This window comes from Kineococcus radiotolerans SRS30216 = ATCC BAA-149 (assembly GCF_000017305.1).
In the GTDB taxonomy this organism is placed as follows: domain Bacteria; phylum Actinomycetota; class Actinomycetes; order Actinomycetales; family Kineococcaceae; genus Kineococcus; species Kineococcus radiotolerans.
Genome location: NC_009664.2, coordinates 3,219,282 through 3,243,063, shown reverse-complemented (window position 1 = coordinate 3,243,063; position 23,782 = coordinate 3,219,282). Strand labels below are relative to the sequence as shown.

Genomic DNA, 23,782 nt, shown 5'->3' with positions numbered 1-23,782 from the left:
CCGGGCGTGTCGCGCGGTGCGGTTGCGCGCGGGCCGCGCGCGGGTTATCCGCGGGTGGTGCGGGAGGTCCGGTAGCGGGTGAGCAACCCCTCCGGGACCTCCTCGGTCGTCAGCGCGAACGTCCGGTGGTCCCGCCAGGAGCCGTCGATGTGCAGGAACGCCTTGCGCAGTCCCTCGTCGCGCATCCCGAGCTTCTCCGCGACCCGCAGCGAGGCCGCGTTCTCGGGCCGGATGTTGACCTCGATGCGGTGCAGCCGGAGGACCCGGAAGCAGTGGTCGCCCACCAGGGCCAGCGCGACGGGGATCGTGCCGCGCCCGGCGACGCGCTGGTCGATCCAGTACCCGATGTGCGCGGAGCGCAGCGAACCCCAGGTGATGCCGGAGACGGTGATCTGCCCGACGAGGTTCCCGTCGAGCTCCACGACGAAGGGCAGCATCCGTCCCGCCCGCGCCTCGCGGGAGAAACCCCGGACCATCTGCGCGAACGTGGGTGCGGGGCCGCTGCCCTCGGGGCTGGTCGCCTCCCACGGGCGCAGCCACGCGGCGTTCGCCGCCCGCACCCGCCGCCAGGTCGCGGCGTCGCCGCGGCGCAGCGGCCGCAGCCGGACCGGTCCCTCGCGCAGTTCGACGGGCCAGCTCGGCGTCACGCGCCGCCCCCGCCGGGACGGGCGTGGTCGCCCCCGTGGACCTGGTCGACGGCGTGGCGCAGGAAACCCCGCAGCACGGCCACCCCGTCGCGGCACCCGCCCGGGGAACCGGGCAGGTTCACGACGAAGGTCCGGCCCGCGACGCCGGCGGTGCCGCGCGAGAGCACCGAGGTGGCGACCCCGGCGGCCGCTCCCGCGGCGCGGATCGCCTCCGGCACACCGGGGACCTCGTAGTCCAGGACCCGGCGGGTGCGCTCGGGGGTGAGGTCCAGGGGGCTGAGACCCGTGCCGCCGTTGGTGACGACGACGTCGTAGCCGGCCGCGACGGCGTCGCGCAGGGCCTCCTCGACGGGATCGCCGTCGGGGACGACGAGCGGGCCGTCGACGCTGAACCCGGCGTCCCGCAACCCGTCCACCACGATCGGCCCGGAGGTGTCGGCGTACACCCCGGCCGAGGCGCGGTTGGACACCGTCACCACGAGGGCGGTGGGTTCACTCATCGACGCTCCAGTCCCCCGACCGTCCCCCGCTCTTGGCGGTCACCCGCACCCCGTCGAGGACGGTGCGCCGGTCGACGGCCTTGACCATGTCCACGAACGTCAGCCCCGCCACCACGACGCAGGTCAACGCCTCCATCTCGATGCCCGTGCGGTCCGCGGTGCGGACGGCGGCGGTGATGCGCACCCCGTCCTCGACGGGGACGACGTCGACCTCCACGGCGTGCACGGCGACGGGGTGGGCCAGCGGGATCAGGTCCGGGGTGCGCTTGGCCGCCTGCAGACCGGCGATCCGCGCCACGGCGAGGGCGTCGCCCTTGGGCAGCCCGCCCTCGGCCACGAGGTCGAGCACGGCCCGCGAGCAGCGCACGTACCCCTCGGCGCGGGCCTCGCGCGCGGTCACCGGCTTCGCCGAGACGTCGACCATCCGCGCGTGCCCGGCGGCGTCGAGGTGGGTCAGGCGCTCGCTCACAGGTCCTCCACCGGCAGCGGCCCGAGCAGGACGCACTCGACCTCGTCGCCGGGTTCCACCGCGGCGACCCCGACCGGCACGACCACCAGGCACGTCGCCCGCGCCAGCCCGGTCACCAGGTGCGACCCGTGCCCGGACACCGGTTCCACCACCAGCCGGCCCTGCGCGTCGCGGGTCCAGGCCGCGCGCACGTACTGCTCCTTGGCGGGCGGGGAGGTCCACGCGGCCCCGGCCAGGGCCCGCACGCGCGGGCGCTCGGGGTCGGGGCCCTCCGCGCCCAGCATGCGGCGCAGCGCGGGCCGGACGAACACCTCGAAGGAGACGAACGCGCTCACGGGGTTGCCGGGCAGGGTGAAGACGGGGACCCCGGCCTCCCCCAGCGTCCCGCACCCCTGCGGCATCCCCGGCTGCACCGCGACGCGGTCGAAGCGCACGGCGTGGGCGCCGGGTCCGGAGAGGACCTCCTTGACGGTGTCGTAGGCGCCTTCGCTGACCCCGCCGGAGGTGAGGACGACGTCGGCGCGCACGAGCTGGTCGTCGAGGACGGCCGCGAGCTCGCGGGCGTCGTCGGCGACGACGCCCACCCGGTAGGCCAGGGCCCCGACCTCCTCCGCGGCCGCGGTCAGCAGGTAGCCGTTGGCGTCGTGCAGCTGCCCCCGGGCGAGCGCGGCACCGGGTTCGACGACCTCGGTGCCGGTGGAGACGACGACGACGCGCGGGCGCGGGCGGACCCGCACGCGGGCCCGGCCCAGGGCGGCGAGGACCCCGATGTGGCGGGGGGCCAGCCGCGTGCCGGCTTCGAGGACGAGGGTCCCCGCGTCGACGTCCTCGCCCGCGCGGCGGATGTGCTGCCCCGGGGAGGGGACGCGCCGGATGAGCACGTGGGACACGCCGCGGTCGGTCCATTCCACGGGCACGACGGCCTCGGCACCGGCCGGGACGGGCGCCCCGGTCATGATCCGGGCCGTCGTCCCGCCGGTGAGGCGCACCGCGTCGGCCCGCCCGGCGGCGATGTCGGAGACGACCGGCAGCCCCACCGGGGCGTCCTCGCCGGCGCCCTCGACGTCGCGCAGCCGCACGGCGTAGCCGTCCATGCCGGAGTTGTCGAAGGCGGGCAGGGCCCGGGGGCTGACGACGTCCTCGGCCAGCACGCAGCCGAGGGCGTCGCGCAGCGCCAGGTCCAGCGGCGGCAGCGGGCGCACCAGGTCCAGGCAGGCCTGGCGGTGGGCCGCGACGGTGGTCAGGGTCTCGACGCTCACACCCGGAAGGTTGTCACGTCGGGGCACCCCGGGCCCGTCGCGCCACCGCGCCCGCGGCCGGTCACGCCGAGGTGCTCGCGCCCGCGCCGGAGGCGACGTACTCGCCGAGCCACTCGCGCAGGTCCGGTCCGATGTCGGCGCGCTCGGTGGCCAGGCGCACGACGGCCTTGATGTAGTCCAGCTTGTCGCCGGTGTCGTAGCGGCGGCCGCGGAAGACGACGCCGTGCACGCCGTAGCCGGGACCGTCGCCCTGGGCGAGGACCTGGAGGGCGTCGGTGAGCTGGATCTCCCCGCCCTTGCCGGGCGCGGTCTCGTGCAGCACCGCGAAGACGGCGGGGTCGAGCAGGTAGCGGCCGATGATGGCGAGGTCGCTGGGGGCCTCCTCCGTCTTCGGCTTCTCCACGAGGCCGGAGACCTTGACGACGTCGGTCTCGTCGGTGGGCTCGGCGACGGCGCAGCCGTAGAGGTGGATCTGGTCGTGGGGGACCTCCATGAACGCGACGACGCTGCCGCCGCGCTCCTCCCGGACCTTGATCATGACGTCCAGCAGGGGGTCGCGGGAGTCGACGATGTCGTCGCCGAGCAGGACGACGAAGGGCTCGTCGCCGACGTGCTGCTCCGCGACCAGCACGGCGTGGCCGAGGCCCTTGGGGTCGCCCTGGCGCACGTAGTGGACCTGGGCGAGGTCGGTGGACTCCTGGACGCGCGCGAGCTTGGTCTGGTCGCCCTTCTTCTCCAGCCCGACCTCGAGCTCGACGTTGCGGTCGAAGTGGTCCTCCAGGGGGCGCTTGTTGCGCCCGGTGATCATCAGGACGTCGGTGAGCCCGGAGCGGACGGCCTCCTCGACGATGTACTGGATGGCCGGGGTGTCGACCACCGGCAGCATCTCCTTGGGCATCGCCTTGGTGGCCGGCAGGAAGCGGGTGCCCTGGCCGGCGGCGGGGATGACGGCCTTGCGCACCGTGCGGCCCGGACGCTCGTCGCGTTGAGTCATGGGCCGGAGGCTACCGCCCGTCCCGAGCCGGGCACCGGGTGCAGCGGCGGCGCCGGGGCGGGGCTCACCGCTGATCACGCAGAGTGATCAGCCATTCCCATTCCGGCCCCGAAGGGGCAGACTGGCCCCAGGACGACCGCGCAACCCCTCGCGGGACGTCCGGCAGAGCCAGGAGCCGCCGTGTCCACCCCACCTGTCACCACCCCCGCCGCCACCCCCGGTCTGGCCCTCGACACCCTGTCCGTCACCCCGGACGTGCTCGAGGTGGAGGCCCGCAAGCACCGGCTGCGCCGCGGGATCCGTTCCCGCCGCCTCGACCGCGACACGGGCAGCGCCCGGGCCGTCGACACCGCCGTGGCCCGCGTCCTCACCGGCTGCCCCCTGCTGGCCGGCGTCCACCGCGTCGCCTGCTACACCTCGCGCCCCGGGGAACCGGGCACCCGCGAGCTGCTGGCCGAGCTGGAGCGCCACGAGGTCGACGTCCTGCTGCCCGTCCTGCTGCCCGACGGCGACCTCGACTGGGAGCTGGACCGCCACCCCGGCCCGCTGGGTCCCGACGCCATCGCCGCGGTGGACCTCGTCATCGTCCCGGCGCTCGCCGTCGACACCGCCGGGCGCCGGCTCGGCCAGGGCGGCGGCAGCTACGACCGGGCGCTGGGCCGGGTGCCGGCCCGGGTCCCGGTGCTCGCCGTCGTCCACGACGACGAACTGTTCGACGCCGCCGTCACCCCCCTGCCGACGCTGCCGCACGACCGTCCCGTCCAGGCCGTGGCGACCCCGTCGCGCTGGTTGTGGCTGGCCGCCTGAGACTCCCGCGCCTCAGCCCCGTCGCCGGCGGGCCAGGTCCGTGAGGGCCCGGGTCGCAGCGTGGAAGCCGCACATGCCGTGCACCCCGCCCCCGGGCGGGGTGGCGGCGGAGCAGAGGTACAGGTTCCCGTGGGGAACCCGGTACGGGTCGGCGCCCACGACCGGCCGGAACACCTGCTGCCGCAGCGTGAGCGCTCCCCCGCCGACGTCCCCCCCGACGAGGTTCGCGTTGCCCGCCTCGAGCTGGGCCGGGGTCGTCTCGACGCGGGCGATCACCCGGTCGCGGAAGCCGGGCGCGAAGCGTTCCACCTGGCGGTCGACGCGTTCACCGGTCCGCGGGTCGGTGGACCCCTGCGGGGTGTGGGCGTACGCCCAGACCACGCGCTGACCGGCCGGAGCCCGCCCCGGGTCCGCCACGTCCTGCTGGGCGAGGAGGACGAAGGGCCGCTCGGGATGGCGACCGCGGACGACGTCGGCCTCGACGGCCGCGACTTCGGCCGCAGCTCCTCCGAGGTGGACCGTCACCACCTCGCCCAGGCGCGGATCGCGCCACGGCACGGGGCCGTCCAGGAGGTAGTCGACCTTGTGGGCGCCCGGGCCGTGGCGCCACCGCCGCAGCTGACGGGCGTACCCGGCGGGGAGCTCGTCGCCGGCGATGCGCAGCAGCTGGTGGGGCGTCAGGTCCAGCAGCGTCACGTCCGCGGGCCCGGCGACCTCGAGGTCGGCCAGCGAGGTCACCGGGTGGTCGACCAGGACCCGCCCCCCATGCTCGGCCAGCACACCGGCCAACGCCCGGGTGATCGCTCCCGCACCTCCGACGGGCACGGGCCAGCCGGTGGTGTGGGCCGCCGCGCCGAACAGCACGCCGAACGCCGCGGTGAGCGGATGGCTGTGCGGCTGCAGGGCGTGGGCCGCCATCCCGGCGAAGAGGGCCCGGGCCGGTTCGTCGCGGAAGGCGGCGCGGGTCAGCAGGGAGCTCGGCCACGCAGCGCGGGCCCCGAAGCTCGCCAGGGCGAGGGGCGACGGGGGGACCCGGAGCAGCGGTCCGAGGACGTCGGGCACCAACTGCTCCCACTGCCGCACCGGAGCGGCGAAGAGCGTCCGCCACGCCCGGCCGTCCCGACCCAGGGACTCGACCGCCTCGTCCAGGTCGTGCGGCAGGATCGCGGCCGGCCCGCCGTCGAGGGGGTGTCCCACGGGGTGGCGGCCGTGGCGCCACCGCAGGCCGTGCCGTTCCAGCGGGAGGTCGCGGAAGAAGGGGCTGGCCACCCCGAACGGGTGGACGGCCGACCCCAGGTCGCTGAGGATCCCGGGCCCCAGCAGTTCGGCACTGGCGGCGCCGCCCCCGATGTGGGGGTTCGCCTCCAGCACCGTGACCTCCAGGCCCGCCCGGGCCAGGACCACCGCGGCCGAGAGGCCGTTCGGTCCGGACCCCACCACCGTCGCACGGCCGATCACCGGCTCGACCCGTCCACTCTCGGCTGCACGGCCCCAACCTAGGGGGCGCTACGGTGCGGCATGACCCTGGACGAGTTCAGCCGCGTCCTGCTGCTGTCCTCCGGGGTCCTCCTGCTCGCCGTCCTCGCCGTGCGCCTCTCGGCCCGCACGGGTCTGCCCTCGCTGCTGATCTACCTGGGCCTGGGCCTGGTGCTGGGCGAGGACGGGCTGGGCATCCCCTTCGCCGACGCCGAGATCGCCCAGGTCCTCGGCTACGGCGCCCTCGTCCTGATCCTCGCCGAGGGCGGTCTCACGACGCGGTGGTCCGCGATCCGCGGGGTCGTGGCCCCGGCCGCGGTGCTCTCCACCGCGGGCACCCTCGTCTCGATCGGGGTCGTGGGCGTGGGCGCGCACCTGCTGCTGCAGACCACCTGGCCGGTCTCGCTGCTCATCGGGGCGGTGGTGTCCTCCACCGACGCCGCCGCGGTGTTCTCCGTGCTGCGCTCGGTGCCGCTGCCGCGCCGGCTGTCGGGGCTGCTGGAGGCGGAGTCGGGGCTGAACGACGCCCCCGTCGTCATCGCCGTCCTGGCCCTGACCGAGGTGGCGGGCGGGACCGCCCACCACGCCTGGTGGTACTTCGCCGGGGAGGCCGTCCTCGAGCTCGTGCTCGGCACCGCGGTGGGGGTCGGGATCGGGGCCGCGGGCGCGTTCCTGCTGCGGCGCACCGCGTTGCCCAGCTCCGGGCTCTACCCCGTCGCGGTCCTGGCCCTGACGGTGATGGCCTTCGCCGTGGCCGACGTCCTGCACGCCTCGGGGTTCCTGGCGACCTACCTGTGCGGCCTGGTGCTGGGCAACGCCCGGCTGCCGCACCGGCACGCGACCCGCGGCTTCGCGGAGGGGTTCGGCTGGCTCGCCCAGATCGGCCTGTTCGTCATGCTCGGGCTGCTGGCCAGCCCCTCCCGCCTGCCGAACGCGCTGGTCGACGCGCTGCTGGTCGGTCTCGTGCTGACGCTGCTGGCCCGGCCCGTCTCGGTCCTGGTCAGCCTCGCCGGGTTCCGGATGCCGGGGCGGGAGCTGCTGTTCCTGTCCTGGGCGGGTCTGCGCGGAGCGGTCCCGGTGGTGCTGGCCACGGTGCCGGTGGTGGCCGGCGTCGAGGGCTCGGAGCGGCTGTTCGACCTCGTCCTCGTGCTGGTCGTCGTGTTCACCCTCGTCCAGGCCCCCACGCTGGCCCCGGTGGCCCGCCGGCTGGGGCTGATCCCCAGCACCCCGACCCAGGAGCTCGACGTCGAGGTGTCGCCGCTGGGCACGCTGTCGGCCGACGTCGTGCAGGTCCGGGTCGGGCCGGCGTCCCGGTTGCACGGGGTGGAGGTCTTCGAGCTGCGGCTGCCGCGGGGGGCGAACGTGAGCCTCGTGGCCCGCGACGGCGCGACCTTCGTCCCGCAGCCGCGGACGGTGCTGCGCCGCGGCGACGACCTGCTCGTGGTGACCGCGACGAGCGAGCGGTCCGCGGTGGAAGAGCGCCTGCAGGCCATCAGCCGGCACGGGAAGCTCGCCGGGTGGCGCAGTTCACCCAACGGTGAGTGATGTGGTGATTACTGTGAGCGCATGCGCGTCGTCCGCACCGCCACCGCCGGGGTCTGCTCCACCCTCCTCGCGGCCCTGCTCACCACCACCACCGCCACCCCCGCGCTCGCCGACGCGCTCACCGCGGTCGAGGTGTCCAGCGACCGCGAGACCATCGCCCCGGGCCTGAGCCTGGAGCGCCGCACCACCCTCGACCCCGCCGGTCCCGTCCGCACCTCCCTGCTGCGCCTGGCCTCCGGGTCCAGCACCGTCCCCCGGCTGCTGCAGCAGGACCTCACCACCCCGCGCACCCCCGCCGACCTGGCCGCGGCCGCCGGTGCCGTCGCCGCCGTCAACGGCGACTTCTTCGACATCGACCGCACCGGGACACCCGACGGACCCGTCGTCGTGGACGGGACCCCCCTCAAGGCCGACGCCACCCCCCAGACCGCCGTCGGCGTGGAGGCCGGCGCCGCGGGCTGGACCGGGCGGCTCGGCCAGGTCCTCCTCCAGGGCAGCGCCACCCTGGCCGGGAGCACCCACCCCCTCGCCGCGCTGGGCACCCGCACCGTCCCCGCCGACTCCCTCGCGCTCTTCCCCCCCGCCTGGGGCGCCGGCGACCGCGCGCTCACCGTCGCCGACCCCGCGGCCGGGGCGGTCGAGCTGGAGGTCCGCGCCGGACGGGTCAGCGCCGTCCGCGCCCCCGGCGCGGTCCCCGTCCCCGCCGACGGGTACGTCCTGGTCGCCACCGGCTCCCGCGCCCGCGCCCTCTCGGCCACCCCGGTGGGGGCGGCGGCCGGCACCGACCTGCGGGTCCGCGACGACGCCCTCTCCCCCGGCTCGCGCGGGTTCGCCCTCGGGGCCCGCCTGGAACTGGTCCGCGACGGCGCGATCGCGCCCATCGACGTCGCCGACCCGACCTGGGCGGCGCTGCGCGCCCGCACCGCCCTGGGCTGGACCGCCACTGGCGACCTGCTGCTGCTCACCGTCGACGGCGGCACCTCCCGCTCCCGCGGCCTCACCGCCGTCGAGACCGCCCAGCGCATGGTCGAGGCCGGCGCCCGGGGCGCGGTCATGCTCGACGGCGGCGGGTCGGCCCAGCTCGTCGCCCGCCGCCCCGGCGACGCGGGGGTGAGCGAGGTGACCGTCCCCTCCGACGGCGCGGCCCGCCCCGTCGCCCACGCCGTCGGTCTCGTCCCCGCCCCCGCCGCGGCCGGGGCGGCGTCGGTGGTGCTGAACCGCGGGACCCCCCTGCGGGTCTTCCCCGGCCTGGGACGCCGGGTCGAGGCCGTGCCCGTGGACGCGGCGGGCGCCCCCGCCCCCGGCACCCCGGTCCTGACCGTCGCCGACCCGGCGCTCGCGAGCGTCGAGGGCACCCGGGTGCGCGGGACCGCCCCCGGGCGGACCGCGCTGCGGGCCGGCACCGGGACCGCCACCGGCGCGCTCGACGTGGAGGTCCTCGGGCCGCTGGCCCGCCTCGGCCTGCAGGCCCCCGCCGCGCTGCCCGGCCCCGGCGCCACCGCCGACGTCACCGTCCTCGGGCGCGACGTCGAGGGCCGCGCCGCCGCCCTCGACGCCGCCGACGTCGCCGTCACCACCGACCCCGCCCTCCTGCGCGCCGAGGCCCTGCCCGACGGCCGGCTGCGGCTGACCGCCGTGGCCGCCGGGCCCGCGACCGTCGACCTGGGTCTCGCCGCGGCCGGGGTGAGGACGAGCACGGGGGTCGCCCTCGGCTCCTCCACCGTCACCCTCGACGCCCTCGACGACCCCGCGGCGTGGACGGCGGGCGCGGTCCGCTCCACGGCCTCGGTGAGCCGCGTCGAGGTCGCGGACCTGCCCGGGGTGCGGGCCGCGCTGCGGCTGACCCACGACCCCACCGGGCAGCCGGTCGGCACCAGCACCGCCGCCCTCCTGCCCCGGGCCCCCGTGCGGCTGCCGGGCGGGACGCGGGAGGTCGCGCTGCAGGTGCGCGGGGACGGCGGGGGCGGGTGGTTGCGGGGGGTGCTGCTGGTGGACGGCGCGCAGCGGCCGGTCACGTTCGCGGCCCGGGTCGACTTCACCGGGTGGCGCACCCTGCGCGCCCCCGTCCCCGAGGGCGCCCGCTCGGTGGCGGTGGAACGGCTGTACCTGGCCCAGACCTCGGCGGCGACCCGGCGGGCGGGGGCGCTGGACGTCGCGTCCCTGCAGGCCGTGGTCCCCCCGCCGGCGAGCACGGCGACGGCGACGGGCGACCCCGCGCTGGGCCCGCTCGCGGCGGGCGGACCGCGCACCGCGCGGGTGGCGGTGCTCTCCGGCGCGGGGGTCAGCGCCGCGCGCCCCGCCTCGGCCGAGCACCTGGCGGCGGAGCTGCGCCGCGCCGTCGCCGGCGGGGCCCGGCACGTCGTCCTGGCGGGGGACGCGGTCGGGTCCGGCGGGCGCGCGGGCACCGGGGCGGACGTCGACCTCGTCCGGTCGGTGCTGGCGCGGACGCTGCCGCCGGGCACGACCTGGGCCTGGGTCCCCGGCGGCGGTGAGCGGGGGACCCCCGCCGCCGGCGGTCTCTCCTCGGCGGGGGCCCTCCCCCGCGCCGTCGACGTCGCGGGCACCCGGTTCGTCCACGTCGCGACCGCCGGGGGGACGGTCCGCGCCTCCGACCCGCAGGCGCTGGTCCGGTTGCGCGACGACCTCGCCGGCGCGGGGCCGGCCGCGCGCAGCGTCGTGGTGGTGAGCGCCGGACCGGTCGCGGATCCCGACGAGGCGGCGCTGCTGCGGCGGTGGACGACGGCGCTGCGCGCGGGCGGGGCGCGGGTGGCGGTCGTGGAGAGCGGCGCGGCGACGGGAGTCGTGCGCGAGGAGGAGGTCCTGCGGGTGGGGACGGGGACCGCGGCCTCGCTGTCGGTGGCCGCCGACGCGGCCAGCCCGCCCGCCGCGGCCCGGTCCGCGGCGCCGGGGGTGGACGACGGCTGGCTGCGGGTGCAGCCGGCGGGCCCGCTCCTCGACCGCTACCAGCGGCAGGTGCGCTGAGCCCCCGCAGCGGTGCGCGCCGAGTACCATTGGCACTCGAACTCCCCGAGTGCCAGCCGGGGTCCCGGAGCTACGGAGACAGCGTGCCCACCTACGCCTACGCCTGCCAGTCGTGCGGACACTCCTTCGAGGTCCGCCAATCCTTCAGCGACGACGCCCTGACCGTCTGCCCCGAGTGCTCCGGTCAGCTGCGCAAGCTGTTCAACAACGTCGGCATCGTGTTCAAGGGGTCCGGCTTCTACCGCAACGACTCCCGCAGCGCGTCGTCGTCCTCGGAGGGTTCCTCCGGCGGGTCCGGCAGCGGGTCCGGCAGCGCCTCCAAGGAGACGTCGAGCACGACGTCGTCCAGCGGTTCGGGCACGACCTCCGGCAGCTCCTCCAGCAGCGGGTCCAGCTCCACCACCACCTCCTCCGGCAGCGGGTCCAGCTCCGCCGCCTGAACCACCGCGGTCCCCCCAGGCCCGTCGCGGCGGCCGTCCTCCACAGCCGGGCGCCGACGGGCCCGGGGCGGGTGCGGCCCGGCCTAGCGTCCGGGCATGCCCCTCCCCACCCCTCGAGCGACGGCGCGCACCGCGGTCGGCCCCTGGTCGCGCCGGCGGCGGCGCCTGGCGCGGCGCTGGCTGGCCGCGGGCCTCGTCGCCGCGGCCGGCGGTGCGGCCGTGGCCACCCTGGCGCCCGCGGCCCCCGCCACGTCCCCGGCGCTGGTCGCCGTCCGCGACCTGCCGGTGGGGGCGGTGCTGGGCCCGGGCGACGTCCGTGAGGTCCAGCGGCCCGGCGAGACGCTGCCCGACGGCCTCCTCGACCGCACCCGCCTGACCGGCGCCGTGCTCGCCGGCCCCGTGCGGCGGGGCGAGGTGCTCACCGACGCCCGCGCCGCCGACGCGTCGGTCCTCACCGGGCAGCCGGCCGGGACGCTGGCGGTGACCGTGGACGTGGGCGACCCGGCGGTGCTGGCCGGGCTCGGGCCCGGCGTCCACGTCGACGTCCTGGCCCGCACCGAGGACCCCCTCACCGGCGCCGCCACGGGGGCGGAGCGGATCGCCACCGACGTCGTGGTGCTGCGGGTCCCCCCGGCACGGACCGCGACCGGGCTGCTGGGCGGGACCCCCGGGTCCTCGGCCACGAGCGTCCTGGTGGCGGTGGAACCCGCCACGGCGACCCGGGTGACCGCGGCGGCCGGGCGGACCGTCGTCGCGGTGCGCGGCGCGTGAGCGCCCGCTCAGCCCTCCCGCGCGCCCGGTCCGCCCGCGACCCCGGCCCGCGCCTGGCCCTGGAGCCGGGCGAGGACCTCGAGGGCCGTCGCGGGGTCCCCGACGTGCTCGCCCTGGGCGACGTGGCAGCCGAGGTCGGCCAGCGCGCGCTGGGTGGCGGCGTCGGCGACGCCCTCGGCCACGACGCGCAGCCCCAGGTCGCGGGCCATCTGGACGGTCGAGCGGACGATCACGGCGCGCGCCCGGTCGGTGGTCATCCCGGTGACGAAGCTGCGGTCGATCTTCAGCTCGTCGACGGCGAGGTCGGTGAGGTAGGTCAGGGAGCACTGGCCCGTGCCGTAGTCGTCGACGGCCACCGCGCAGCCGAGGGCGCGCAGCCGGCGCACCACGGCCCCGGCCCGCTCGGGGTCGGACACGATCCCGGTCTCGGTCACCTCGAGGACCAGGGCGTCGGCCTCGACGTCGTGGCGCTGCAGCGCGGCGGCGACGAGGGCGGGGAGGTGGTCGTCGTCGAGCAGGCGGGCCGAGAGGTTGACGGAGACGCTGGGGGTGGCGCCCGTCGCGCGCCAGCGGGCGACGTCGGCCAGGGCCCGGTCCAGGACGACCGCGGTGACCCCGGCGATGAGGCCGGACTGCTCGGCGAGGGGGATGAAGCGGTCGGGGGCGACGGGTCCGAGCTCGGGGTGCTGCCACCGCGCGAGGGCCTCGGCGCCGACGACGGCCCCGGTCCGCAGGTCGATCTGCGGCTGGTAGCGGACGTGGAGCTCACCGCGGTCCACGGCCCGGCCCAGGTCCCCCAGCAGCCGCAGCCTCTGCACGCTGTTGCCGTCGCGGCCCCCGGCGTAGGTGCGGAACCGGCCGCGCACCTCCTTGGCGTGGTAGAGCGCGACGTCGGCGTTCTTGAGCAGCGAGGGGGCGCTGGTGCCGTGGTCGGGGGCCAGCGCGACCCCGACGCTCGCCGGCAGCAGGACCTGCAGGTCGCCCACCCGCAGGGGGCGCGACATCTCCGCCACGACCGCCGCGGCGAGGGCCTCGGCGTCGGCCGCGTCGGCGACCAGCAGTCCGAACTCGTCGCCGCCGAGGCGGGCGACGACGGTCCCCGGGGGGGCCTGGGTGACGAGCCGCTCGGCGACCTCGCGCAGCAGCACGTCGCCCACGGGGTGCCCGAGGGTGTCGTTGACGTCCTTGAAGTGGTCGAGGTCCACGACGAGGAGCCCCGGCCCGGTGCGGGGGCGCTGGCCCGGGACCACCCCGCGCAGGGCACGGCTCGTCGCGGTGAGCAGGGTTTCGCGGTCGGGCAGCCCGGTGAGGTCGTCGACCCCGGCGCGGCGCTCGTGCCGGCGGACCACGGCGGCGCCGAGGAGCGCCACGGCGAGCGGGACGCAGACCAGCAGGAGCAGCCAGGCGCCGCCCTCGGCGCTGACGGCGACGACGGGGGCGGAGGCGAGGACGACGAGGGTCACCGGGCCGCCGGCGACGGCGCGCCGGGGGCCCGGGGGCCGGGCGACGACGCGGTGGCCGGCGCGGCGGGCGGCCTCCTGCACCGCCAGGCCCGCGGCGCCGCCGGCGAGGACGGCGGGCCACTGCTCCGGGGACGGGACGGCTGCTCCCGTCGGGTCGGCCCCGAGCAGGGCCCGGACGACGAGGTGGCAGGCGAGGACCCCCACCACCGGGGTCCCCACCTCCAGGGCGAGGGCGACCGGTCCCCGTCCCCGGCGCAGGCCGCGCACCAGCGCGGGCCCGGCCCGCACGAGCAGGGCGAGGGAGAGCGGCCCGAGGGCGACGAGGGCGACGAGGAAGCCCCAGGACAGCGGCAGCGCGTCGGGGCCGCCGGTGCGGCGGGTGACCGTCCGCGACTCGGTGGCGAGCACGACGGCGGCGAGCGCGAGGGAGAAGACGGAGGCGGTCCAGGGCGCGGGCGAGCGCAGGGCCAGGACGAGGCCGGCGAGGACCGCGGCCAGGGCGAGCGCGACGACGAGCACCGCGGTGAGCGCGCCGCGGACGGCGGGGGCGGTGGAGGGACGGCCACCGGCGGGGCGCCGGGCGGGGACGGGGAGGGGGCGCGGGGCGAGGAGGGTGCCCGTCGAGCGCTGCATCCTCCACCTCCCGCCGTCGAGGGACCGCCCGCGGTTCGGGACGGACTCCCCGTCCGGGGGAGCACCGGTCGAGGTTCCGCGCCCATGATGGGGCTCGGTGGCGCCCGGCAGAAGGTGCGGGGCGGCACGAAATCCCGACTTTCGACCGAGAGTCACAGGGGCTCAGCTCCCCGTCACGAACCCCTGCCTCACCGCACGTGGCCGATCACGCGCGGTGCACCCAGCGGGGGTCGGGACCGGCTCAGTCCCAGTGCGGGGGACGTTGCGAGAGGTACCACTCGTCGTCGAAGCCGGACCCGGACCGCTCGCCCCAGCCCTCGTCGCGGTCGTCCGCCGAGCGTTCGTCCTCCAGCGGGGTCGTCACGGCCGGCTCCGCGTCCCCCGGCTCCCCGGGGCCGGGCTCGCGCGGGCTCACGAGGCGTCCCGCACGGCGCGCACCGCGTCCAGGTCCCCGGTCAGGTCCCCGGCGAGGTCCCCAGTGAGGTCCCCGTCCCGGCCGTCGTCCACGTCACCGTCCTGCTCCCCGTCCCGGGCCTCGGTCACGTCCACGATCCAGGCGAGGTCGTGGCCGGTGTCGGCCAGGGCGTCGCGCCACAACCGCGCGATCCGCTGCGCCTCGGCGTCCACGTCCGCGAACACGTCGGACTCCAGGACGCACACGTAGCGCCAGCCGCGGCGCTCGAACTCGGTGGGGCCCTCCACCTCGCGGTCCAGGACCTCGACCTCGGCCCACGCCGGGTCGTCGACCTCGACGAGGAGACCCGGCCCCACCCCGGCGCGGGCGCGCCGGTCGCGCACGACCAGGGCCAGCCGGCGCGAGGTCCCGACCTCGCACTCCACGGGCAGGCCCAGGCGCCGGCAGGCCGCGGCGAGGGAACGGACCAGGGCCGAGCGACCGGGCCGGGCGGCCGGGCCGGGGTGCTCCTCCCAGTCCCGCGCCAGGACCGCGAGCGCCCGCCGCGCCTCGCCCGCCGGGTCGTCGGCGCCTTGGCCGGAGGACCAGCCGGAGTCGTCGAGGACGAGGGTGGTGCGCAGCCGGGACCGCGTCAGCGCCGCCCAGACCTGCGCCCGGCCGGCCGGCGGGTCCGACGCCACGCCCAGGCTCGCGCCGTTGAGCACCGCGTCGGCCACGACGAGCACGTGGTCGCGCCGCTCCCCCGCCCAGCGGGCCGGGGTCGCCACCAGCAGCGGCTCCCGCCCCACCGCCAGGGGCAGGGCCTGGGCCAGCGCGCGGCGGCGGACGGCGTCGGCGAGCAGCTCGGCGCCGGCGGCGTCCGGGACGACGATCCCCAGCGACTCCTCGGGGTGGGCGCGCAGGGCGGTGAGGGCACGTTCGGCGACGAGGTCGACGAGGGCGTCGGGGCCGCGCCGGGCGCCGGGCGGGCGGGTGGAGGTGCGGGCCACGGACCGCCCGTCCAGGCCGGGTCCGGGCACCGAGACCTCCCGCAGCCCCGGCAGGTCCTGCGGGACGCCCTGCAGGAGGCCGTCGTCGAGGAGGGCGTGCTGACGGTCCAGCGTCAGCGTGGGCAGCAGCCCCTCGGTGTCGGCGAACAGGCTCCCCGCCGTCGAGCACGGTTCGTCGCGGCCCTCGGCGGCGGTGGGCAGGTCGTGGGGCCCGGGCAGCGCCGGGTCGCCGACGACGAGCACCCGGCGCCCGCGCGAGAGCGCCGGCAGCAGCGCGGCCGTCGTGGTCGCCTGGGCCCCGAGGACCACCAGCAGGTCCGCCTCCGCGACCCGGTCGGCGAGGGCGGCGACCCCGGCGGCGGACAGCGCTGCGACGGGCAGGAGCGCCCCGTCGTCGCCGGGGTGGGCGCCGGCGCGCGCGTCGAGGTCGGCGCGGACCGCGGCCGCCCGCACCCCGCGGTCGGCCGCGACGGCCAGCTGCAGCTCGTAGCGGGCGCGGCGCAGGGTGCCCGCCTCGCCGGTGCCCACGAGGGGGTCGGCCATGGCCACGGAGTCGAGGACGCCCGCCCACCAGGCCGCTTCGACCTCCGAGGGCAGGTCCAGGCTGCCCGGCCCGGTCCAGCGGGCCTCGAGGTCCTCCAGCAGCCCGCCCCAGCCGGCGGCGCCGAGCTGCTCCAGGAGCACGGTGCGCCGGGGCAGGGTGTCCAGGGCGGGGGCCCCGGCGGCCAGCCGGCGCAGCAGCGCGGTGAGCTCGGGCAGCTGGACCTCGAGCAGGGACGGCGCGCCCAGCTCCTCCCAGGAGCGCGGCGGCAGCACCTCGGCCAAGGCCTGCAGCTCGTGGCGCAGGTCCTCCACGGCGGCCACGAGGGCGTCGAGGTCGGCGGGGACGGAGGGGACGCCGTCGCGCACGCAGGCGCGCTGCCAGCGCAGCCGCTGGCCGCGGGCCTGCTGCAGCCAGTCGTGCAGGGTCGCCCAGTCGCCGGTGGCGGCGTCGGGCCGCAGCAGGGTGCGGGCGCTGCGGCGCAACCGCCAGCGGGTGAGCAGGCCCAGGCGCACCTCGTGCTCGCGCCGCCACTGCGGGGTCGCCGTCGCCGCGGCGACGTCGCCCAGGGACTGCGCGAACACCTCCGGGCCGAAGCGGGCGGTCGTGGCGCGCACCCCCACGAGCAGGTCGGTGCGCTCGGCGGCCTCGGCCACCGAGGACGCCCCGCGCAGGCCGGCCGCGTCGCAGACGGTGGCGAGCAGGGCCCGCACGGCCGGCAGCCGGACCTCCACGAGGGCCTCGACACGGGTGAGGGCCGCGGCGGCGGCCTCGTCGGTGCGCAGCTGCGCGCCCGCCCACGGCGTCGTGGCGGGCCCGACCTCGAAGGCGCCCAGGTCGGCGGCCTCGACGAGGGTCCGCGCCCAGCGCTCGACGTCCTCGCGCGAGCACGCCGCGAGGTCGTCGCCGCGCAGGCGGCGGGTGGTGGTCGGGGGGAGGTCGCGCTCGGCGAGCGCCGTGAGCGCCTCCATGGCCTCGTGGACGCTGACCCCCCACGGGGCGCGGGGGCGGTGCATGGCCCGGGCGTGGTCCTCCAGCACCCGGGCGGGGCCGGCGACGTCGGGCCGGGCGGCGGGGGCGTCCCCGCCGGCCCGCCCGGCGAGCTCGCGCCGGGCGGTGTCGAGCTGGCGGTGAGCCTCCGCGTCGGTGGCCCGCAGGTCCAGGTCGGCCACCCGGTGCAGGACGAGCCGGCCGAAGCCGTGGTCGCGCAGGCGCTCGTCGACGGCCCGGCGGTCGGCGGCGGAGTCGGCGACGAGCAGCACTCGGCGCCCGGCGGCGACGGTGCCGGCGATCACCGCCGCGGCCACCTGGGTGGCTCCGGTGCCGGTGGGGGCGTGCAGGCGCAGGTCGCCGCCGGCGAGCACCGCCTCGACGGCGCGGCGCTGGGCCGGGTCGAGCGCGATGCCGACGTCGGCGGGGCTGGCGGGGCCGGCGGGGCCGGCGGGGCCGGCGGGGTCAGCGGCCGCCCCGCCCGGCCCGGGGGAGGCGGGAACGCCCGGGGGGTCCGCGGGCGGCGGGACGGGCCGCCCGGCGGCGAGGGCCGCGACGACCCGGTGGTCGCGCACCAGCGCCCCGCGGCGGCGCAGCTCGGCGAGCAGGTCCGCGCCGGGGTCGGCGAACGTCGCGAGCACCAGCCGGCGCTCCACCCGCAGCCCGGTCGTGCCGCCCAGCTGGCGGCGCAGCTCCTGCATCGCGGGGTCGGGGTCGAAGCCCCAGTGCGCGCCGACGGCCGTGGCGATGCGCCGGGTGTCGAGGTCGACGCCGAGCTCGTGGCGGGCGGCGCGCACGAGCACGGGGTTGACGATGACCTCGGGGGCCAGCTGGACGACGAAGTCGTCGAGGGCCTCGCTGGAGGGGGTGAGGGTGCAGCGGCGCAGCAGGACGGGGGTGCGGCGGGGAGGGCGCAGCGCCGGTGCGGCGCCCTCGGCCGCTTCGGCGGCGAGGTCGGCGGCGCTGGCGGCACCGGCCAGGGACCAGCCGACGGTCCCGACGGCGACGGCGAGGGAGCGCGTGCCGCGCTGGGCCAGCAGGGCGGCGGCGACGCGGTGGGTGGTGCGGGCGCGGCGCCGGGCCTCGGCGAAGGCGCCGGCCTCGCGCACGAGGCTGGACAGCGGGGCCGGCCCACCGGCGAGGAGCTGGGCCAGCCCGGAGGGGTGCGCGGTGGTCAGGTCCAGCACGGCGTCGGTGCCCACGGGGCAGTCCAGCAGACCGGAGGTGCCGCCCAGGGCCTCGGCCTCCGCCCACCACCGCCGACGTGTCGAGTCGGGGCCGATCGCGGGGAGAGACGTCACGAGTCAACAGTAGGCGTCCGCGGCGCCCGATCGGCTCAGGTGCGGAGCTCGTGCGCGCCGTCGCGCGCGCCGAGCGGGCGCGCCGCGGGGAGCGCGCTGCCGCGGGCGAGGGCGACCAGGGTGACGTCGTCGCGGGCCCGGCCCCCGCTGTGGCGGCGGGCCACCTCGAGGGCCTCCTCGACCAGGGCCTGCGGGGTCAGCTCGGGCAGCCGCCGCAGGGCCTGGAGGACCCCGGAGATGCCCAGCTCGTCGGTGGTGCCGGTGGGGCGGGCCTCGGTGAGGCCGTCGGTGTAGACCACCAGCAGCGACCCGGGCGCCATCGACGCGGTCTCGGTGCGCCAGCTGCCGGGGACGTCCAGGTGCAGCCAGGACAGCAGCGGGCCGGTGGGCCCGAGCTCGCCGACCACGCGGATCCCGCCCTCGACGGCGTCGTCGCGGCGCAGGACCAGCGGGGCGGGGTGGCCCGCGTTGGCGTAGCGGACGGTGCCGGAGTCGGGGTCGACGACCACGACGACGCAGCTGGCGAAGCGCTCGGCCTCGTCGGCGAAGACGCGGGCGGCCATGGCCAGGGCCAGGTCCGGTTCGGGGGCGAGGTGCAGGGCCGCCTCCAGGAGGCGCTTGAGCTGGATGGCGACGATGCCGGCGCGGGCGCCGTGGCCGGAGACGTCGGCGACGACGACGGCGAAGCGCCCGTCGGGCAGCGGCAGCACGTCGTACCAGTCGCCGGCGAGCAGCCCCTCGGCCGGGCGCAGGGCCGCGGCGGAGGACCAGCCGGCGACGACGGGGAGGTCGTGGGCGGCGAGCTGGTCGCGCACCTCGGCCACCAGCGGCTGCCCCTGGGCCAGCGCCTCGCGGGCCGAGACGGCGTCGGCGAGCTCGTCGAGGATCCGCCGGCGCATCATCTCCGCGGAGGCGGCGACGGCGGCGAGCTCGGGCGGGCCGGGCAGCGCGATGGGCGTCTGCAGGTCGCCGGTGCCCACCCGCACCAGCTGCGCGGACAGCGCGTCGAGGGGGCGGATCACCCAGCGCCGCACCAGGTGCAGGGCGATCGGCACCAGCAGCAGGGCGATGGCGGCGACGACGAACTGGCTCCAGCGGGTCTGGTTGCGCTCGTCCTGGTACTGCTTCGTCGCCTCCTCCCGGGCGGTGGTCAGGTGCTGGTGCAGCACGGCGACGTCCCGGTACACGGTGCCGAAGGCGGTGGTCGCGGGGGCGTTGACGATGGAGGCGCTCAGCCCGTCCTGGTTCGAGGCCTCCTTCAGGGCGGCCTGGCCGTCGGCCAGCGAGCGCCACCGGGCGGCGCCGTCGAGGACGCCGGTGAGCTGCCGCCGGGTCGGGGTGTCGAGGGCGGGCAGCCGGGCGACGAGCTGGGTGCGCACCCGCGCGTAGTCGGCCATGGCCTTCGCGCGGGCCGCGCGGCGGTCGGCGTAGGTCGTGTCGTCGGCGGTGATGAACCCCTGGTGGGCGACCTGCGCCACGACGAGGCCGCGCTGGAAGGTGCCCACCTGGTCGGTGAAGGTCCGGTCGAAGGTCTCCTCCTGGGCTCCTCCCGGACCCTGGGAGGAGGTCACCAGGCTCCGCACGAGCACGGCGGTGAGCACGAGCACGATCAGGAGGAAGGTCAGGCCCAGGACGGAGACCCGCCGCTGCAACGTCGTCCTCGTCATGAGGCGGTGCCACGCGCTCAGCACGCCCGTCCCTCCTCGCCTCGACCGCGGCGCCGGATCGACCGCCACGGGTGGTGACACCTTGTCATCCTCCCCCCCGTGGCTGTCATCCCCTTCCCCCGAGCGCGTCCCGGCCCGGCTCAGCGGGCAGGGCCGCACGAGGAGGGGTAGAGGTTGAGCCGTGATCGACGCCTCGCGCTCCTGGCCCGCCGAACTCGTCCTCGTCCGCCACGGGCAGTCGACGGGGAACCTGGCCGACGCGCACGCCCGCTCGACCCGCGCCGAGGTGGTGGACGTCGCCGAGCGGGACGCCGACGTCCCGCTCTCGCCCCTGGGGGCCCGTCAGGCGCGCGCGGTGGGGCACTGGCTGGCGAGCGCGGAGGGGGCTCCGGCTCCGCCGGAGGTGGTGCTCTGCTCGCCCTACGCCCGGGCGCACGACACCGCCCTCGCCGTCGTGGAGGCGGCCCGCGGGGCGGGGCACGACGTCCCGGAGCCGCGCACCGACGAGCGGCTGCGCGAGCGGGACCTGGGCTGGTGGGACGGTCTGACCGGGGCGGGGGTCCGCGCGCGCTTCCCGGAGGAGGCCGCGCGCCGGCAGCGGATCGGCAAGTTCTACTACCGCCCCCCGGGCGGGGAGAGCTGGTGCGACGTGGCCCTGCGGGTGCGCAGCGTCCTGTCCTCCCTGCGCGAGGAGCACCCCGGCCGGCGGGTCCTGCTGGTCTCCCACCAAGCGGTGATCATGAACTTCCGGCTGGTCCTGGAGGGGCTGGACGAGGCGCGCCTGCTGCAGCTGGACGCTGAGGCCCCCCTCGCCAACTGCTCGGTGACCGCCTACCGCCGCGAGGGCGCCGCGATGGCGCTGGGGCTGGCGGGCGACACCACCGCCGTGCAGGACGTGCGGCTGACCGACGACGACGTGGACGACGAACCGAGGGCACGATGACGAACACCGCTGACCGGGCCGTGACCGTGACCTCCGCGGTCCTGCGGGACTGGCCGTTGCCCCCGCCGGGCACGGGGAAGGAGTCGCGCGGGCGCACGATCGTGGTGGGCGGCAGCACCCGCACCCCCGGTGCGGTGCTGCTGGCCGCGGAGTCCGCGCTGCGGTGCGGGGCGGGCAAGCTGCAGGTCGCCACGACCCGCTCCACGGCCCCCGCGATGGGCGTGGCCGTCCCCGAGGCGCTGGTGCTGCCGCTGCCGGAGACCGGGGGCGGGGGAATCGACCCGGCGTGCGCCGCGGAGGGCGGGGAACTGGTGGACCTGGTCCGCAACGCCCACGCGGCGCTACTGGGGGTGGGTGCGGTCGACGAGCCGGACGTGCGGGCGCTGCTGGAGCAGCTGGTCCCCGGCCTGGGCAACGTCGTGGTCCTGGACGCGCTGGGCCTGGCGCCGGTGACGGCGGACGTGACGTTCCTGCACCACCTGCAGGGGTCGGCGGTGCTCACCCCGAACCTGGCGGAGCTGGCGATCGTGCTGGGCGCCGAGCCCGAGGAGGTGGAAGCCGACGTGGCCTCGGCGGCCGTGGAGCTGGCCCGGCGCAGCCGGTGCGCGGTCGCCGCGGGGGGCGGGGAGTCGTGGATCGCGGCGCCCGACGGCCGCCTGTGGCGGGACTCCTCCGGCGGGGCCGGGCTCGGGGTGTCCGGGTCCGGCGACGTCCTGTCGGGGATCGTCACGGGGTTGTGCGCGCGGGGCGCGGACCCCGTCCAGGCCGCCGTGTGGGCCTGCCACCTGCACGGGCGGGCCGGTGACCGGCTGGCCAGCTCGGTGGGCCGGCTGGGCTTCCTGGCCCGCGAGCTGCCGGCCCAGGTGCCGGCGGTGCTCGCGGAGATCGAGGTCTAGCTCAGGCCAGCAGGGCGGCGGCGGTCGGGACGAGGTCGGTGAGCGGGATGTCGAGGCGCCAGCTGGTCGAGGACCGGTTGCCGCAGGCCTCGGGGTCGCCCTCGGTGCCGTTCCAGGTCTGGGGCTGCGCGGTCACCTTCCACGCGGCCCCGCCCTGCTGACGGGCGCGGGCGGCGAGGCCGGCGTCGCCGGCGCGGGCGGCGGCGGAGGCGATGACGTCGACGGCGCGCCCGAGGGAGCGGGCGTCGTAGAAGGCGAGGGTGCAGCCCGCCTCGGCCACGGAGGTCGAGACGAGGATGCAGCCGGACTCCTGCAGCGCGGCGTCCAGCGCGGCGACGGCGGCCTGCTGGCGGGGCGCGCGGCGCTGGGTCGGGAGCTGCTGCGCGCGGTCGGCGCGCGAAGCGGTGCGGAGCGTGGTGGCGGGCATTCCGGTGTACTCCTCAGGAGACGACGTCGAGTGGGTGTCGGAGTCCCCGTCGACTCGTGCCCGATCACCTAGAGAGGCCATCGGTCGGTGGTCCTTGCTGCTTGAGTGTAGGCACCCGGACGGACCTCCGGTGACCGCGGGGGCGCGGTGCGGGGCCGGTGTTCGCTTGCAGCGCAGGAGATTCCCAACGACACAGCGTCGTAGTTCGACGACGTCGTACGAACGGGCGCCCCGGCCGCGGCCACCGCACGGCCGCGCGCGCCCCACCGGTAGGCTCTGGGCTGCGCCCCCGTAGCTCAGGGGATAGAGCATCGGTTTCCTAAACCGTGTGTCGCAGGTTCGAATCCTGCCGGGGGCACTCCCTCGGGCGTCGCGGTGTCGAGACCCGCTCCCGCGGAACCCTCCCCGGACCCGGGGCCCCGTCGGCCACTCCTCGCGCGAACCCCACCCGCCGCGCCCCCGTCCCGCCGCGCCCCGTCCGGCCGGACGACGCCGTCCGCGCCACCTGCGCGCACCCCCACCTCGGCCCACCTCGGCTTAGGTTAGGCTCAACTGAACGTCGCCTCCCCGGGTCGGGGACGCGCACGGACCCGTCGTCGACACCCCCGAGGGACAGCCATGCCTCCTGCCCGTTCGCTCCGCCTCGCCGCCGCCGGGACGCTGGTCGCGCTGACCCTGACCGCCTGCTCGGGCACCCGGTCCGCGGAGGAACCCGCCGCGGCCGCCGAACCGACGACGGTGACCGTCCAGGACAACCACGGCCCCCAGACCGTCCCCTCCCCCGCCCGCTCCGTCGTCGCCACCGACAACAGCACGTTCGAGACCCTCGACGCCTGGGACGTGCCGCTCACCGCCGCGCCGCGGGCGCTGATGCCGGCGACGGTCTCCTACAAGACCGACGACTCCGTCGTCGACCTCGGGACGCACCGGGAACCCGACCTCGAGGCCGTCGTCGCCGCCGACCCCGACCTCATCGTCAACGGCGGGCGCTTCGCGCAGTTCCGCGGGGACCTCGTGGAACTCGCCCCGGACGCGGCCGTCGTCGAGGTCGACCCGCGCGAGGGGGAACCCCTGGACGCCGAGCTGAAGCGCAGCACGACCCTGCTCGGGGAGGTCTTCGGCAAGCAGACCGAGGCGGAGGCGCTCAACGACGCCCTCGACGCCTCGATCGCCCGGGCGAAGGCCGCCTACTCCCCCGGCACCACCGTCATGGGCCTCATCGTCTCCGGCGGCGAGCTCGGCTACGTCGCCCCGAGCACGGGCCGCACCATCGGCCCGGTGTTCGACGTCCTCGGCCTCACCCCCGCGCTGGAGGTCCCCGGCGGCAGCGACGACCACCAGGGCGACGACATCTCCGTCGAGGCGATCGCCACCTCGAACCCCGACCTGATCATCGTCATGGACCGCGACGCCGCGACCAGCGAGGCCGCCGCCCCCGGTTACGTCCCCGCGGCGCAGGCCATCGAGTCCAGCGAGGCCCTGGCCGGGGTGAGCGCCGTGCGGACCGGCAACGTCGTGTCCCTGCCCGCGGATACCTACACGAACGAGGGCATCCAGACCTACACCGAGTTCTTCGACGCGCTGGCCGACCAGCTCGAGCGGGCCTGACGGGGCGCAGGGGGCGTGA

Annotated in this window: 19 protein-coding genes and 1 tRNA gene; 9 read left to right on the top strand and 11 right to left on the bottom strand. The window is 77.7% G+C overall.

Annotation, left to right across the window (positions count from 1 at the left end; all coding sequences use genetic code 11):
• Positions 1–44 precede the first annotated feature (44 nt).
• The 5 genes from KRAD_RS15515 to galU form a co-directional block, all read right to left on the bottom strand.
• On the bottom strand, positions 45–647 hold the full coding sequence (locus KRAD_RS15515) for a GNAT family N-acetyltransferase (RefSeq protein WP_012086582.1): 603 nt from the start codon (positions 645–647) through the stop codon (positions 45–47).
• On the bottom strand, positions 644–1,147 hold the full coding sequence (locus KRAD_RS15510; RefSeq protein ID WP_012086581.1) for a MogA/MoaB family molybdenum cofactor biosynthesis protein: 504 nt from the start codon (positions 1,145–1,147) through the stop codon (positions 644–646). The genes KRAD_RS15515 and KRAD_RS15510 overlap by 4 nt, the downstream gene beginning before the upstream one ends.
• Positions 1,140–1,571 (bottom strand): cyclic pyranopterin monophosphate synthase MoaC, encoded by a 432-nt coding sequence (gene moaC / locus KRAD_RS26600; protein ID WP_012086580.1) that lies wholly within the window; start codon positions 1,569–1,571, stop codon positions 1,140–1,142. Before moaC ends, KRAD_RS15510 begins: the two co-directional genes overlap by 8 nt.
• Positions 1,572–1,612: 41 nt before the next feature.
• A complete protein-coding gene (glp, locus tag KRAD_RS15500; protein WP_041292138.1) occupies positions 1,613–2,875 on the bottom strand; it encodes a molybdotransferase-like divisome protein Glp in 1,263 nt (420 codons plus the stop codon).
• 61 nt (positions 2,876–2,936) lie between these two features.
• Positions 2,937–3,869 (bottom strand): UTP--glucose-1-phosphate uridylyltransferase GalU, encoded by a 933-nt coding sequence (gene galU / locus KRAD_RS15495; RefSeq protein WP_012086578.1) that lies wholly within the window; start codon positions 3,867–3,869, stop codon positions 2,937–2,939.
• Positions 3,870–4,049: 180 nt separating this feature from the next.
• Here galU and KRAD_RS15490 point away from each other — a divergent pair, with 180 nt between their 5' ends.
• On the top strand, positions 4,050–4,676 hold the full coding sequence (locus KRAD_RS15490; protein ID WP_012086577.1) for a 5-formyltetrahydrofolate cyclo-ligase: 627 nt from the start codon (positions 4,050–4,052) through the stop codon (positions 4,674–4,676).
• 12 nt (positions 4,677–4,688) lie between these two features.
• Here KRAD_RS15490 and KRAD_RS15485 read toward each other — a convergent pair whose 3' ends face one another.
• Positions 4,689–6,134, bottom strand: coding sequence for a phytoene desaturase family protein (locus KRAD_RS15485; RefSeq protein WP_012086576.1), 1,446 nt, complete (start codon positions 6,132–6,134; stop codon positions 4,689–4,691).
• 60 nt (positions 6,135–6,194) lie between these two features.
• Here KRAD_RS15485 and KRAD_RS15480 point away from each other — a divergent pair, with 60 nt between their 5' ends.
• From KRAD_RS15480 to KRAD_RS24490, 4 genes are all read left to right on the top strand, one after another.
• Positions 6,195–7,697 (top strand): potassium/proton antiporter, encoded by a 1,503-nt coding sequence (locus KRAD_RS15480; protein WP_012086575.1) that lies wholly within the window; start codon positions 6,195–6,197, stop codon positions 7,695–7,697.
• 21 nt (positions 7,698–7,718) lie between these two features.
• Positions 7,719–10,679, top strand: a complete 2,961-nt coding sequence (locus tag KRAD_RS27605) for a phosphodiester glycosidase family protein (protein WP_012086573.1) — start codon at positions 7,719–7,721, stop codon at positions 10,677–10,679.
• 83 nt (positions 10,680–10,762) lie between these two features.
• On the top strand, positions 10,763–11,119 hold the full coding sequence (locus tag KRAD_RS25150) for an FmdB family zinc ribbon protein (protein ID WP_012086572.1): 357 nt from the start codon (positions 10,763–10,765) through the stop codon (positions 11,117–11,119).
• A 96-nt stretch (positions 11,120–11,215) separates the two neighbouring features.
• Positions 11,216–11,890: an SAF domain-containing protein gene (locus KRAD_RS24490; protein WP_012086570.1), complete on the top strand. Its 675-nt coding sequence runs from the start codon at positions 11,216–11,218 to the stop codon at positions 11,888–11,890.
• Positions 11,891–11,898: 8 nt separating this feature from the next.
• Here KRAD_RS24490 and KRAD_RS15460 read toward each other — a convergent pair whose 3' ends face one another.
• The 4 genes from KRAD_RS15460 to KRAD_RS24485 form a co-directional block, all read right to left on the bottom strand.
• The gene (locus tag KRAD_RS15460; protein ID WP_049821227.1) at positions 11,899–13,986 is read right to left on the bottom strand and encodes a putative bifunctional diguanylate cyclase/phosphodiesterase; all 2,088 of its coding nucleotides are present in this window, start codon (positions 13,984–13,986) and stop codon (positions 11,899–11,901) included.
• Positions 13,987–14,227: 241 nt separating this feature from the next.
• Positions 14,228–14,350: a hypothetical protein gene (locus tag KRAD_RS27600; protein ID WP_275263076.1), complete on the bottom strand. Its 123-nt coding sequence runs from the start codon at positions 14,348–14,350 to the stop codon at positions 14,228–14,230.
• A 47-nt stretch (positions 14,351–14,397) separates the two neighbouring features.
• The gene (locus KRAD_RS15455) at positions 14,398–18,222 is read right to left on the bottom strand and encodes a hypothetical protein (protein WP_012086567.1); all 3,825 of its coding nucleotides are present in this window, start codon (positions 18,220–18,222) and stop codon (positions 14,398–14,400) included.
• 35 nt (positions 18,223–18,257) lie between these two features.
• A complete protein-coding gene (locus KRAD_RS24485) occupies positions 18,258–19,913 on the bottom strand; it encodes a PP2C family protein-serine/threonine phosphatase (protein ID WP_049821226.1) in 1,656 nt (551 codons plus the stop codon).
• Positions 19,914–20,070: 157 nt separating this feature from the next.
• On the opposite strand from KRAD_RS24485, the gene KRAD_RS15445 reads away from it, so the two are divergent.
• Positions 20,071–20,832, top strand: coding sequence for a histidine phosphatase family protein (locus KRAD_RS15445; RefSeq protein ID WP_012086565.1), 762 nt, complete (start codon positions 20,071–20,073; stop codon positions 20,830–20,832).
• Positions 20,829–21,728, top strand: coding sequence for an NAD(P)H-hydrate dehydratase (locus tag KRAD_RS15440; RefSeq protein ID WP_012086563.1), 900 nt, complete (start codon positions 20,829–20,831; stop codon positions 21,726–21,728). The genes KRAD_RS15445 and KRAD_RS15440 overlap by 4 nt, the downstream gene beginning before the upstream one ends.
• A 1-nt stretch (position 21,729) precedes the next feature.
• Here KRAD_RS15440 and KRAD_RS15435 read toward each other — a convergent pair whose 3' ends face one another.
• Positions 21,730–22,155, bottom strand: a complete 426-nt coding sequence (locus tag KRAD_RS15435) for a hypothetical protein (RefSeq protein WP_041292137.1) — start codon at positions 22,153–22,155, stop codon at positions 21,730–21,732.
• 285 nt (positions 22,156–22,440) lie between these two features.
• Between KRAD_RS15435 and KRAD_RS15430 the strand changes: the two genes are divergently transcribed.
• Positions 22,441–22,513 (top strand) — tRNA-Arg (locus tag KRAD_RS15430).
• Between the two features lie 260 nt (positions 22,514–22,773).
• Positions 22,774–23,763 carry a siderophore ABC transporter substrate-binding protein gene (locus KRAD_RS15425; protein WP_012086559.1) on the top strand — a complete coding sequence of 330 codons (990 nt, stop codon included), beginning with the start codon at positions 22,774–22,776 and terminating at the stop codon, positions 23,761–23,763.
• The last annotated feature ends 19 nt before the right edge of the window (positions 23,764–23,782 follow it).